General features: G+C 33.1%; 8 protein-coding genes. 5 read left to right on the top strand and 3 right to left on the bottom strand.

Features of this window, described 5'->3' with window-relative positions:
- Positions 1 to 66: 66 nt before the first annotated feature.
- From KCTC32516_RS03675 to KCTC32516_RS03660, 4 genes are all read left to right on the top strand, one after another.
- Positions 67 to 1,038 carry a ribonucleotide-diphosphate reductase subunit beta gene (locus tag KCTC32516_RS03675; RefSeq protein WP_301402033.1) on the top strand — a complete coding sequence of 324 codons (972 nt, stop codon included), beginning with the start codon at positions 67 to 69 and terminating at the stop codon, positions 1,036 to 1,038.
- 154 nt (positions 1,039 to 1,192) lie between these two features.
- Positions 1,193 to 3,577 carry a ribonucleoside-diphosphate reductase subunit alpha gene (locus KCTC32516_RS03670; RefSeq protein WP_301402031.1) on the top strand — a complete coding sequence of 795 codons (2,385 nt, stop codon included), beginning with the start codon at positions 1,193 to 1,195 and terminating at the stop codon, positions 3,575 to 3,577.
- A gap of 154 nt (positions 3,578 to 3,731) precedes the next feature.
- The gene (locus tag KCTC32516_RS03665; RefSeq protein ID WP_301402030.1) at positions 3,732 to 5,072 is read left to right on the top strand and encodes a deoxyguanosinetriphosphate triphosphohydrolase; all 1,341 of its coding nucleotides are present in this window, start codon (positions 3,732 to 3,734) and stop codon (positions 5,070 to 5,072) included.
- A 99-nt stretch (positions 5,073 to 5,171) separates the two neighbouring features.
- Complete coding sequence (locus KCTC32516_RS03660) at positions 5,172 to 7,904, top strand: WD40/YVTN/BNR-like repeat-containing protein (RefSeq protein WP_301402028.1); 2,733 nt, start codon at positions 5,172 to 5,174, stop codon at positions 7,902 to 7,904.
- 104 nt (positions 7,905 to 8,008) lie between these two features.
- Here the strand turns inward: KCTC32516_RS03660 and dxs are convergent, their stop codons facing one another.
- On the bottom strand, positions 8,009 to 9,784 hold the full coding sequence (dxs, locus tag KCTC32516_RS03655; RefSeq protein ID WP_301402026.1) for a 1-deoxy-D-xylulose-5-phosphate synthase: 1,776 nt from the start codon (positions 9,782 to 9,784) through the stop codon (positions 8,009 to 8,011).
- 64 nt (positions 9,785 to 9,848) lie between these two features.
- On the opposite strand from dxs, the gene KCTC32516_RS03650 reads away from it, so the two are divergent.
- Positions 9,849 to 10,298 (top strand): nucleoside deaminase, encoded by a 450-nt coding sequence (locus KCTC32516_RS03650; RefSeq protein WP_301402722.1) that lies wholly within the window; start codon positions 9,849 to 9,851, stop codon positions 10,296 to 10,298.
- Positions 10,299 to 10,360: 62 nt separating this feature from the next.
- Here the strand turns inward: KCTC32516_RS03650 and KCTC32516_RS03645 are convergent, their stop codons facing one another.
- Positions 10,361 to 11,797, bottom strand: a complete 1,437-nt coding sequence (locus KCTC32516_RS03645; RefSeq protein ID WP_301402024.1) for a DUF5689 domain-containing protein — start codon at positions 11,795 to 11,797, stop codon at positions 10,361 to 10,363.
- 20 nt (positions 11,798 to 11,817) lie between these two features.
- Positions 11,818 to 14,598: a TonB-dependent receptor gene (locus KCTC32516_RS03640; protein WP_301402022.1), complete on the bottom strand. Its 2,781-nt coding sequence runs from the start codon at positions 14,596 to 14,598 to the stop codon at positions 11,818 to 11,820.
- Positions 14,599 to 14,675: the final 77 nt, after the last annotated feature.

Here is a 14,675-nt window from a genome sequence, read left to right as displayed (position 1 = left end):
ATCTTTGTTAACGTCTTTTTCGACAAAATAACACGATTTTAAACAATTTAAACTTTCTCTCAACGAATGTCTGCTATAGAACCAATTTTACAACCAAATGATAACCGATTTGTAATATTTCCAATTCAACATGATGATTTATGGGATTGGTACAAAAAACAACAAGCTTGTTTTTGGACTGCAGAAGAAATTGATTTGCATGCAGATACTGTAGATTGGAATACTAAATTAACAGATGACGAGCGTTATTTTATCAAACATATTTTAGCTTTTTTTGCTGCATCAGACGGAATTGTAAACGAAAATTTAGCAGAAAATTTTGTGAATGAGGTACAATTTTCTGAAGCAAAATTTTTCTACGGATTTCAAATAATGATGGAAAATATCCATTCTGAAACCTATTCTTTATTGATAGATACCTACGTTAAAGACGAAGTAGAAAAAGGAAAGTTATTTAATGCAATAGAAAACTTTCCTGCCATAAAAAAGAAAGCAGATTGGGCGTTAAAATGGATAGAATCTGATTCTTTTGCAGAACGTTTAATTGCATTTGCTGCAGTTGAAGGAATTTTCTTCTCAGGTGCTTTTTGTTCAATTTTCTGGTTAAAGAAAAGAGGGTTAATGCCAGGATTAACCTTTTCTAACGAGCTAATTTCTAGAGACGAAGGAATGCATTGTGATTTTGCTGTACACTTACACAATCATCATATTATAAACAAAGTTCCAAAAGAGCGTATTAGAGAAATTATTGTTGATGCACTAAATATTGAGCGCGAATTTATCACAGAATCTTTACCTGTAAGTTTAATTGGAATGAACGCCAAGTTAATGACAGAATATTTAGAATTTGTTGCAGACAGATTGCTTGAAGAATTTAATTGTGAAAAAGAATACAATGCAGCAAATCCGTTTGACTTTATGGAAATGATTTCTTTAGAAGGAAAAACAAATTTCTTTGAAAAAAGAGTATCAGAATATCAAAAAGCAGGTGTAAAATCTGGAGGAACAGGAAGTATTAGTTTCGATTCAGACTTTTAACAATACACGATTTGTAATTGCATATATCGTAAATAAATCAAGTATTGTCAATTTTAGTCGCTTCAATTAAAACGAAGAGAACTAAGTAAAAAATTAAAAATAAGAACGATTCGCCAAAAATCGTAAATCATAAATCATTAAATCGTAAATATATATGTTCGTACTAAAAAGAGATGGCAAAAAAGAGCCAGTAATGTTTGATAAAATTACTGCTAGAGTAAAAAAAATGTGCTATGGATTAAACAAAATTGTTGATCCTGTAAAAGTTGCGATGCGTGTTATTGAAGGTTTATATGATGGAGTTACCACTTCAGAATTAGACAATTTAGCGGCAGAAACTGCTGCTACAATGACAACTGCACATCCAGATTATGCAAAATTAGCTGCAAGAATCGCCGTTTCTAACTTACATAAAAACACTAAAAAATCGTTCTCAGAAACCATGGACGATTTGTATTATTATGTCAATCCACGTACAGATAAAAAAGCGCCATTGTTGGCAGATGATGTGTATCAAATCATCAAAGACAATGCAGAAAAATTAGATTCTACAATCATTTATAACAGAGATTTTAATTACGATTATTTTGGTTTTAAAACATTAGAGCGTTCGTATTTATTAAAATTAAACGGTCAAATTGCTGAACGTCCACAACACATGTTAATGCGTGTTTCTATTGGGATTCATAAAAATGATATTGACGAAGCAATTGCTACTTATGAGTTGATGAGTAAAAAATATTTTACACATGCAACACCAACATTATTTAATGCAGGAACTCCAAAACCACAGATGTCTTCTTGTTTTTTATTACAAATGCAAGATGATAGTATTGGCGGAATTTATGATACGTTAAAACAAACAGCAAAGATTTCTCAATCTGCTGGCGGAATTGGTTTGTCAATTCACAATGTAAGAGCAACAGGTTCTTATATTAGAGGAACAAATGGTACAAGTAACGGAATTGTACCAATGTTAAAAGTATTTAATGATACAGCTCGTTATGTAGATCAAGGAGGAGGAAAACGTAAAGGTTCTTTCGCCATGTATTTAGAACCTTGGCATGCAGATATTTTCGACTTTTTAGATTTGAAGAAAAATCACGGGAAAGAAGAAAATCGTGCAAGAGATTTATTCTATGCTATGTGGATTCCAGATTTATTTATGAAACGTGTGCAAGAAGACGGAACTTGGACGTTGATGTGTCCAAATGAATGTCCGCATTTATTTGATTCTTATGGTGATGAATTTGAGCGTTTGTACGAAGGGTACGAAGCAGCAGAAAAAGGAAGAAAAACAATTAAAGCGAGAGAACTTTGGGAGAAAATTCTAGAATCTCAAATTGAAACAGGTACGCCGTACATGTTGTATAAAGATGCTGTAAACCGTAAAACGAATCATAAGAATTTAGGAACTATTCGTTCTTCAAACTTATGTACCGAAATTATGGAATATACTGCAAATGATGAAGTTGCTGTGTGTAATTTAGCATCCATTGCATTGCCAATGTTTGTGACAGAAAAAGAAAACGGAGAAAAATTCTTCAATCATAAAAAATTATTTGAAGTAACCAAAAAGGTAACTCGTAATTTAGATACGGTGATTGATATGAATTATTATCCGGTTAAAGAAGCAGAGAATTCAAATTTCCGTCACAGACCCGTTGGATTAGGAATTCAAGGTTTGGCAGATACATTTATCAATTTACGCATGCCATTTACATCTGAAGAAGCAAAAAAACTGAATCAAGAGATTTTTGAAACCATGTATTTTGCAGCAGTTACATCATCAATGGAAATGGCAAAAGCAAAAGAACCGTATTCAACATTTAAAGGTTCGCCAATGTCTGAAGGAGAATTCCAATTTAACATGTGGGGAATTAAAGATGACGAATTAAGCGGAAATTGGGATTGGGCAAAATTGCGCAAGCAAGTAATGAAACACGGAGTTAGAAACTCGTTATTAGTTGCGCCGATGCCAACAGCGTCAACTTCTCAAATCTTAGGAAACAACGAAGCATTTGAACCATATACTTCTAACATTTATACGCGTAGAGTTTTATCTGGTGAGTTTATTGTTGTAAACAAACACTTATTAGAAGATTTAGTTGAGTTAGGCTTGTGGGACAATGATATGAAAGAAGATATTATGCGTGCAAACGGATCGATACAACATATCGAAAAAATTCCTGCAGAATTAAGAGAATTGTACAAAACAGTTTGGGAAATGAGTATGAAAGACATCATCGATATGGCGCGCCACAGAGGGTACTTTATAGACCAATCACAATCGTTAAACTTGTTTATGCAAGATCCAGATTTTGGAAAATTAACATCGATGCATTTCTACGGATGGAAATCTGGTTTAAAAACAGGAATGTATTATTTAAGAACAAAATCAGCAGTAAACGCTATTCAGTTTACGTTATCAAAAGAGAAAAAAGAAGAGGAGAAACCAATGTCTCCAGAAGAATTTAAAGCAATGGTAGATGCATCTAAAAATGCCGGACCAGACGATTGCTTAATGTGTGGTTCTTAACTGAACCCAAAATTTGTGAAACACTATGAAAATAGTTTTTCATACTAAATTAAAAGGGAAATAGAGAAGCAGCAATGCTTCTCTTTTTTTTGTCATTTCGAGCGGAGTCGAGAAATCTATTTTGTAGATTTACAAATCAATTAATAATTCAACAATGAACTGGGAACAATTACTTTCACTAAAACGATTTGGCGACACAGAAAAACGCCACAGAGCACAACAAGACGAAACACGTTTGGGTTTTGATGTAGATTTTGATAGAATTATATTTTCATCAGCATTTAGAAGTTTACAAGACAAAACACAAGTAATTCCGTTGTCAGAAACCGATTTTGTACACACGCGTTTAACGCACAGTTTAGAAGTTTCTGTGGTTGGTAGAAGTATTGGAAGACGCGTTGGAAAAGTGTTGTTAGAACGTCATCCAAATTTAGCAACATTAGGTTATACCTTTAATGATTTTGGTGCCATTGTAGCTGCCGCTTCTGTTACTCATGATATTGGAAATCCGCCTTTTGGACATTCTGGAGAAAAAGCCATTGGCGAATATTTTAAAACAGGAAATGGCGCAAAATATAAAGCGGAACTTACCGAAAAAGAATATCAAGACTTAATAGATTTTGAAGGAAATGCAAATGGATTTAAAATATTAACAGAAACAAGAAAAGGAATTTCTGGCGGATTGCGTTTGTCGTATGCAACGTTGGGTACGTTTTTAAAATATCCGAAAGAGTCGTTGCCAAAAAAACCTACAAAACATATTGTAGATAAAAAATATGGCTTTTTTCAATCAGAAAAAGAGGCTTTTTTAGATGTAGCAAACGAATTGGGTTTGTTGCGTAAATCTACCACAAAAGATGTTTCTTTTTACAGACATCCGTTAGCGTATTTAGTAGAAGCTGCTGATGATATTTGTTATACAATTATCGATTTTGAAGACGGAATCAACTTAGGTTTAATCGACGAAGATTTTGCGTTAGAATTCATGATTAAGCTGGTAAAAGATACGATTGACACAAAGAAATACCATTCTTTACAACATAAAAAAGACAGAGTTAGTTATTTACGTGCATTGGCAATTGGCGTATTGGTAAATGAAACAGTGGAGATCTTTTTAGCAAATGAAGAAGTTATTTTAAAAGGAGAATTTGACAAAGGTTTGTTAGATAGATGTAAGTATGAGGCACAAATAAACGACATATTAAAAATTAGTGTAGATAAAATTTACAAAAGCAACGATGTTGTAGAAAAAGAAGTTGCTGGTTATAAGATTATTGCTGACGTACTAGACGTGTTTGTAAATGCATTAAACAATAATTTTTTAGGAACAGCGTCTAATTATGATAGGTTGGTTTTAAATTTATTACCAAACGAATACAAAAACACAACAGACAATTTATACAATAGAATTATGAAAATTTGTAGTTATGTTTCTAAAATGTCTGATAGCTATGCAATTCGATTACATAAAAAATTAAACGGAAATCTTATCTAAAACTAATTTGTTGTTTTTGGCAAAATTAAACTTGAAATTAAATAAATTATGAGGAAAAAAATACTATTCGCATTTACAATTTTCATTGCAATTTTTGCTATGTATTTAGTTCTAAATAATGATACAGATAAAGAAAAAGCAAGAGAAAAATACGCAAATTTTATAAAGAATCACCCATATAATAAAACGTTACAGCTAACAAAAAAAGAAAGAAAAGCACAAGGATTACCTCCAAATAAATATTTTGAACAAGAATATTTATTAGAAATGAATCCAAATACAGGGAGAACATATCCTGAGAATGTATTTAAAGTTCAACAAGAATTAAAATCTCAAAGAAAATTACAAAGAGTACCTGGAGATGCTGCTGATAATAAATGGGTAGAAAGAGGACCAAATAATGTTGGAGGTAGAACTAGAGTTGTGCTATTTGATCCAAATGACGCAACATACAAACGTGTTTTTGCGGGTGGCGTTTCTGGAGGTTTGTGGGTAAATAATGATATTACAGACGCAAATTCTTCTTGGATACGAGTGGGTATTGATGAAAACTTATCGGTAAGTTGTATGACCGTTGACCCGAACAACTCACAAATTATGTATGTGGGTACAGGAGAAGTATATACCAACGCTAAAGTTACTGGAAATGGTATTTGGAAATCTACAGATGGAGGAAATAGTTGGGTGAATGTGTTTAATAATACGAATGACCCTGATTATCAAAATCGTACTTTTTTTATAAATGATATTATTGCATGGAACAATCCAGTTACAAATAAAACAGAGGTTTTTATAGGGCTTGGGGGTGCCTATTATGCTGCCGCAGGAGCATCTACAGGAAACGAATTTCCTTCTGTGTATTCATTAGGGTTGTTTAAATCAGTAGATAATCAAGATGTTTGGAATCGAGTTACAATGCCAGACGTTCCAGGGTCTACCCCAAACACATACGATGCACTATATGAACCAAATGATTTTGAAATCGGAGCAGACAACACACTTTGGGTAGCAACGAAATCAACAATTTTTTCAAATAATAAAAGTGGTGGAACTATTTTAAAATCTACAAATGGAAGTAATTTTACTGTTGCTCATACATTAACAGGTGGAGCAAGAACAGAAATAGCAGTTTCTAAAAAAGATAAAAATAAAATGTATGCTTTGTCCCTTATCAGTGGTGTTCCTAAAATGGAAGTAACTACAGATGGTTTTACAACAACAACAAATATTACAACGCCAGCGGATGCAGATACTGGAATTCCAAATAATGATTTTGCAAGAGGACAAGGATCTTATAATTTAGTACTAGAAGTAGACCCTACAGATGACAATATTATTTATGCAGGCGGTATCGATTTATTTAGAAGCACTAATGCTGGAGGAGCATGGAAACAAATTTCTAAATGGTCTAACAATAATAATTTAGCGGGATTAAATATTCCATATGCTCATTCAGATCAGCATGGCTGGGCATTTCACCCAACAGATGCAAATAAAGCAATTATTGGTAATGATGGCGGTGTTTTTTATGCAACTTCATTGTTGGGTGCAGAAGCAACCACTACTGCAATAGAAGCTAGAAATAAAAATTATAATGTAACGCAGTTTTATACAGTTGGCGTAGCTCCTACCACTGTATTTGGCTCGAATATTGATGTTTTTTTAGCAGGAGCACAAGATAATGGCACACAGTATTTTACCGATACAAACACTACTATTAATTCAAGTCAAGAGGTTACTGGAGGAGACGGAGCTTATAGTGCTTTTGATCAAGATGGTACAGATGCATACTTCATAACAAATGTACCTTATAATGGCAAAATAACTTTATATGACTTTATTACCAAGGCTTATAGAACAATAAATAAAGAGGATGGAAGTAATGGTGATTTTATAAATACAGAAGAGTTAGATTCTAATAAAGATCTTTTATATTCAAATTATTCGAGTGGAAGTAATTATAGCATAAGAAGATATGATAACATAAAACCAGGAGGTTCTGCTGTTGCAACAACAAGCTTAACAGATGCGTTGATGAATGCAGCACCAAGTGCTTTGAAAATATCTCCGTATATAACTACTCAATCTAATTTATATGTTGGGTTAAAAAATGGAGAATTATTAAGAGTAACTCAAGCAAATTTAGGCACAAATACTTGGACTAAAATAACAGGAGCAAATTTTACTGGTAGTATTTCTGATATTGAATTCGGAACAAACGAAAATGAAATTTTAGTAACATTTCATAATTATGGTGTTGTAAGCATTTGGTACACAGCTGATGGTGGTACAACATGGGCAAATAAAGAGGGTGATTTTCCAGATGTTCCAGTAAAAGCTGTTTTAATGAATCCTTTAAATCCAAATGAAGTAATTATTGGAACACAATTAGGGGTTTGGAGAACAGGTAACTTTAAAGATGCTTCACCAAAATGGATTCAATCATTTAATGGTATGTCTAATGTAAAAGTTACGGATTTAGATGTAAGAGATGACAACAACGTTTTTGCTTCCACATACGGAAGAGGTGTTTTTTCAGGTCAGTTTTCTACAGCAACAGCTTCTATAGAAGATGTTGTAAAAAACAACAAAGTATTTACCATGTACCCAACAGTTTCTAATGGTGAGTTTACCATTTTTGCAAAAAACACCTTAGGAAAAGCGAATTTATTACTATTTGATATCACCGGAAAACAAGTATTTTCTAAACAAGTAGATTTTACACAAAACGAGAAACAACCCGTTTCTGTAAATTTAACTTCGGGAGTTTATATTGTTCATTTGATAGATGCGAATAATAAAAAAGCAACAGGAAAAGTAATTATTAAATAATAAAATTTTTAAAACTCATATTGAGTGGTGTCGAGATATAAATAAAAGTTTATTTTTCATGAGTTCTCGACTCCGTTCGAACAGACAAAAGCAGTATTAAGTAATTAATGCTGCTTTTTTAGTGTGTTAAAGATAGATTCAGTATCTATTTTTGCAATTTTATGTAGTTCTTCAACAGTTCCTTGATGGATAAATGTATCTGGAACTCCAAGTGCTGTAATGTTGTTTTTATACTTATTTTTTATTGCAAACTCTGCGATTGCAGATCCAAATCCACCAGAAATGGTTCCGTCTTCAACAGTAATTATATTTTCAAAAGAGTTGAAAATTGTATGCAGTAATTTTTCATCCACAGGTTTTACAAAACGCATATCGTAATGAGCAATAGAACTCTTTTCTTCTAATTTTTCAATGGCAAGAGTTACATTTTTTGCAATGCTCCCAATTGATAAAACGGCAATATCTTTTCCTTCTTTTAGACAAATTCCTGTACCAATTTCTATGTTGGAAAAAGGTTGTTTCCAATCAATCAAAACCCCTTTTCCTCTTGGATACCGAATTGCAATCGGATTCTTTAAACCTAATTGAGCAGTGTACATGATATTGCGAAGTTCAACTTCATTTCTTGGCGCAAAAAGAATTAGATTAGGAATACATCGTAAATAGGCCAAATCAAAAACTCCGTGATGTGTTGCGCCGTCTTCGCCAACCAAACCTGCTCTGTCTAAACAGAAAATTACCGGTAAATTTTGCAAGGCAACATCGTGTATAATTTGATCGTAAGCGCGTTGTAAAAAAGTAGAATAAATATTACAAAAAGGAACTATTCCTTGCGTTGCCATTCCTGCAGCCAAAGTTACTGCGTGTTGCTCTGCAATTCCTACATCAAATGTTCTTTCAGGATATTTTTCTAATAAAAATTTTAAAGAACTTCCGGTAATCATTGCAGGAGTGATGCCGGCAATTTTATCATTTTTATCAGCCAATTCAACCAAGGTTTTTCCAAAGATATCTTGGTATTTTTGAGGCTCAATTTTTTGTGCTGTCGGAGTGATTTCTCCGGTAATTTTATCAAACTTTCCTGGTGCGTGATACTGCACCTGATTTTCTTCTGCCTGTCGTAAACCTTTTCCTTTGGTAGTTATTATGTGTAAGAATTTAGGCCCTTTTACTTTTTTTAATCGAGTTAATTCTGCTAGCAATTCTTCTAAATTATGACCATCAATTGGACCAGAATACTTAAAGTTTAAGGCTTTTATAATATTGTTCTGAGCGGCAAGTCTTTTGTCCGTTTTTACTTTGGTCAAATATTCTTTTAACGCACCAACAGACGGATCAATCCCGATGGCATTGTCGTTTAAAATAACCAATACATTTGCGTCTGTAACTCCGGCGTGATTCAACGCTTCAAAGGCCATTCCGCTTGCAATAGAAGCATCTCCAATAACCGCAATATGTTGTTTTTCGGTATCTCCTTTTAATTTTGATGCAATTGCCATTCCTAAAATTGCAGAAATTGATGTTGAAGAATGTCCAACACCAAAAGCATCATACACACTTTCGCTTCTTTTTGGAAAACCTGATATTCCGTTGAGTCTTCTGTTGGTGTCAAAAACGTTTTTTCTTTCGGTAAGAATTTTGTGTCCATAGGCTTGATGCCCAACATCCCAAATCAATAAATCAGTTGGCGTATCAAACAAATAATGCAAAGCAATTGTGAGTTCTACAACACCTAAACTTGCGCCTAAATGCCCTTCTTTAGTCGCCACAATATCAATAATAAAATCACGCAATTCTTTTGCTAAAACCGGTAATTGTGCTGGTTTTAGTTTTCGTACATCTTTAGGATTGTAAATTGTATCTAAAAGTTTTGTTGACATGCAACAAAAGTACGAGTTTTACATCTGATTTGCTTTTTGTATTATTGAAAAAATATTTTTTATGATGTTGAACCCTTTTGACGATGTTTATTTTATGAAAAAAGCTTTAGATGAAGCCGCAATTGCTTTTGATAAAGGCGAAGTTCCTGTGGGAGCAATCATCGTTTTTAAAGAACAAATTATTGCAAGAGCACACAACTTAACAGAAACTTTAAATGATGTAACTGCGCATGCTGAAATGCAAGCATTTACGGCAGCAGCAGATTATTTAGGAGGAAAATATTTAAAAGAGTGCAGCTTGTATGTTACTTTAGAACCGTGCCAAATGTGTGCTGGCGCAAGTTATTGGGCGCAATTAGGAAAAATCGTTTATGGTGCTTCTGAACTTGAACGTGGATTTTTAAAACTAAAAACAACCATTCATCCCAAAACAAAAGTTGTTGGCGGAATTTTAGAAAACGAATGTTCGCAAATTTTAAAACGCTTTTTTATAGAAAAACGAAATTTAAATTAATAAAAACCTCATCATTTTGTAAAATAAATGAAGAGGTTTTTCTATAAGACCTGTAATCTAAATTAGTTTCCAGTAATTTTTACATTGTCTATTTGTACCGTTGTAGAAACGCCTCCATCGCCACCAAAATATTGAAAAGCAATGTGTACGTTTCCTGATAAACAAGACAAACTGATGTTGCCAGATTTGGTAAAAAAGTTTGAATAATCACTACTTGGACCTACAGATACGGTGGCATTAATTAGAGTCCAAGTTGCTGCTTTTACATCTACAGAAAAATCAGAGGAAATAAAAACTTTTAAAGCTTTTCCATTGTCATATCCGTTATTGGTTTCAAAAGTTAAGGTTTCATTTGTGGTAGTGTCTAAATTAATTGCTGGAGAAATTAGCCAGGTTTCTAATGGATTTTCTGAGGTGTTATATGCAGACATTTCTATCACTCTATTTCCGTTTTTTGTTTTTGATTTAAAGACATTTTTACCACCATTTGCATTGATATTCGACCAACCTGCGTTGAGTAATTGCGAATTTGTTTTAAGGTTTTCAAAATTTTCATCGATTAAAATAACGTTTCCAACACTTGTGTTTTCAGGGCAATTTAAAAAGACAGGATCGCATCTTGTAGTGTTTGTAAAATCAATTGTTGAAGGAGAATTTACAATGGCAACTAAAAATTCTGATTTGAAATCTTTGCTTAAAATAAAGTCAATTTTTCCTTGTCCATTAGGAATCAAGGTCGATTTAAAACTAGAAAAAGTACTGGTTTGTAATCTTAATTCGTGTTCTGATCCGCATTCAAATACATATCGAAATCCGTCGTATTCATCATATCTTTCTCCTGCAAAAGTTCTTCCTTTTTCTGAAATGTCAAATTGAGCCTTTTCTAACTGAACAAACGTATTTATGGTTGCACCTGTGATGTTTTCTATCGTAATTTTTTGAGGAATGATTGGAACAATTGTTGACGTTCTAAAAAGATGATTCTTTATTGCGGTTGAAGGAATTTTACCCGCTCTATCACCCTCTAAAAAACCTAACGAATATTTTCCTGGTGCTAAATTTATAGGGTTCACTGTACTTTGTCCGTCATCATAGGAAACCGACAAACCATCTAATTTGATAAATATTTTTTGTCCGACAGAAAACAAATCACTTAGGGCAGATTTGTTGATTAAAATTTCAATTCCTGCTGTCGGATTTTCTGCTTTGTCTTGCACAATGAGTTTGTTATAAAAATTTCCAGTAGCATCTGTTGAAATTACGTAGGCTTCAATATATGTTGGATTATTTTCGTTTACAGGAAAAGTAAACACCAACTTTTGGTTAGAAAAAAACGCTTGTTGTAAAGCCGTTTTTACTTTCCCTAAATCTGAATTTGCTGTAATAGTTGGATCTGTAATCGTAATATCTGGCACTTCAAACGCGTTGTCTTGCACGCAAGAAATAACAATAAAAAGTGAAAATAGAATAGCTGTTTTGTATTGTTTTAATGTTTTCATAATTCTTTTTTTTAATTTTTTTAAAATCTAAAGTTGACGTTTAAAAAGTAAGTCGCACCTCTTCCGTACCAATATTTTGCTCCAAAAATTGGAGAGGAAAGTGCTTTATCATCTCTTAATTCTCTGTAGTTTGCATTTCTGCCTTGTTCAAATCCGCCCGTTTTATATTTGGTGTTTTGTAGATTGCTAATACTTGCAAAAAGACTCACATAATAATTGTTAATTTTCCAAGATTTTCCACCAACAAGATTGACAACATTATAGCTGTCAAATTTTTCTTGTTGTAGTAATTGTTTTGCTAATTCAGGATTGTAATCGTTAAACGGAATTCCGCCATTATCATTAAAATTGCTTGTTCTTGTTAATGGTGCAACATCTACACAAGCATTCGCAAAAAAATTCATCGTTGCTCCAATCCACCAATAATCTGGATCTCTATATTCAAATCCAACCGAATATGCTTGTTGTGGTCCAGCGGCTAATTTGTAATTTTTTAAGTTGGACGCTCTTGGTGCAAATTGAAATCCATCAATTTCAGATTTTAACGTTAATGTTGGATTGTTATCATACGTATATTGACCAATATTTGCAGCTCCTTTTAACTTGAATGTTGCGGTAACTTGCGCTTCAATTCCTAATTCTGTACCAACATATTTTTTATCAATTCCGGTTAAAATTTCTTGTACAAAAGCAGTGTATTCAGAACCGCTTCCTCCAACTCCGTCTGCATAATAAAAGGAAACTTCTGTTGCGTCTTTTATTTTTGCATAATAAGCAGTTGCTTTTGCTTGTACAATTGGACTTCTTAAAATATAACTTGCATCCGCAGAAAAGATTTGTTCGCTTGTTAAGTTTGTAACAATATTGTTGTTAACTCTTGAGTTAGAAAAGGTGTTTCTTAATGTTGGTGCTTTTGTTACATAACCGGCATTAATATCGACTAAATGGCGTCCTGTTATTTTATAAGTTGCGCCACTTTTAAATCCGTAATTTATAAAAGAAGGTTTTTCAGATTTCCCTAAAGAAGCATTTGCTGTGGCAAATTTTCCGTTTTGATAATATCCTTCTCTTTGATGCGTCGTTTTAGAAATACTTGCAGCAGCATAAAAATCTATTTTATTGTATTTGAATTGTGTTTGTACAAATCCGTTTAAAATATTGGAGGTTAAATTATAGTTGTATTTAAAGGTGTCGCCAACGGTAACTTCTCTATTCGGATGTTGTACATCGTTTTGTTTTAAATCATTTGTAGCAGCAAAATTATCAATATCTAAATAGTTGTTTCCGCCTAATAAATCAAGTACTTTAGCAAAGTTATGTGAACTAAAACGTCTGTATTGGATTGAAGCATTTAACGTGCTATTTTCATTTATTTCAGTTTCAAAAATAGAATTTACAGAAAGCTGTTTGTCATCATTTCTATCATCATATAAAACGTAAGTAGAAAATCCTTGGTTAAACGGATTGGAGTTCCCTTCATATAGGTTTTTCCAACCTAACTGACCATTTTTGAGGAAGGTTTTTTCCATTCCGTAGACATTGGGATAGCCTTTTTTTAACCCATAACTAGGTAATTTTTGATAATAGGTTGGGTCTGGATTAGCGCCACCCAAACTCACAATTGTTGGAACACCATTTATAGCACCATCAATTTTACTTCCGTTATAATCTATTCTGCTATTTGCAACTTCTCCAAATTGATACGCAACATTGGTGTTTAACGTTGTGGATTTATTCATTGTCCAATAATGATTCAACATCACAATGGGTTCTACAATTCTTTTTTGACGATAATTCCGCATTCGTCCGTTTTGATTTCCCCAATACGAATTGTATTGAATGCCTTTTAAGTCATACACTTCTTGTGTATTTGCAGACGATTTTCCTCTTTTATTTGGTGTGTAAATCGCTGTAAAATTGATGCTATGAGCAGCATTTGTTTTTTTCTCAACAGACATAAAAAATGAATTTGCGTCATAAAAAGTGCCCTCATTAAAACCTTCGTTTCCCGCTCTTCTACTGGCAGAAACGGTATAAGACCAACCATTTTTTATAATCCCAGAAGAATAGGTTACCATAATTCTGTGTTGGTAACTTCTGTTAGAAGAGGCGTAGGAAATTCTTCCTCCAGGTCTTGCTTCAGAAGCTCTGACATTGATGTTTGTAGCTCCCAAAACGCCACCAAAAGAGAAGTTTGACGGAGCTAAACCAGCACTAAATTCTTGATTCCGAGTTGCATCATTTAATCCGCCCCAATTACTCCATTGTGGTCTTCCGGAATAAATTTTATTCATTTCAATTCCGTTTATCAACAATAAAGCATTTTCAGAATCTAAACCCCTAACTTTAAAAAAGGAGGAACTAAATTCAAAAGCAGCAGTTCGTAGATACAAATCTTTTGAAGATTGTAGTAGTCCGGAAATATTATCTGCAGTATTACCGTCTTCATTTAACTCGTCATCTGTAAGTGTAATGGTACTTAAATCTTGCTCTACAGAAAGATCTTCGTACAATAAAATAGTACCTAAATCAATTGTTTTTTCTTCAAGGTGAATCGGGAAATTTTGCGTTTCATAGCCTTTAAATTTCAGGATTACAATAAATTTTCCATCGGATAAGTTTTCAAAAATAAACGTTCCGTTTGCTTTTGTTTTGACTGTGATTGATTGCAGAGTAATAGAAACTCCCATAATGGGTTTTTCAGAATTGCTATCAACCACAGTTCCTTTTACAATGTTCTGAGCAGTAATTTTCGGGCAGAAAATAACCGTCAAGAACACCGTTAAGATGATCTTTTTCATAGCTTTCAATTTTTGACTTAAAGATATAAAAATATTTAATAACTGTCAAATCAGACTTTTATGTAGCTTTTGAAATT

Source organism: Polaribacter huanghezhanensis (assembly GCF_030444335.1).
In the GTDB taxonomy this organism is placed as follows: Bacteria; Bacteroidota; Bacteroidia; order Flavobacteriales; family Flavobacteriaceae; genus Polaribacter; species Polaribacter huanghezhanensis.
The sequence above is the reverse complement of the archived record's forward strand: the minus strand, read 5'-3'. Positions and strand labels throughout refer to the sequence as shown.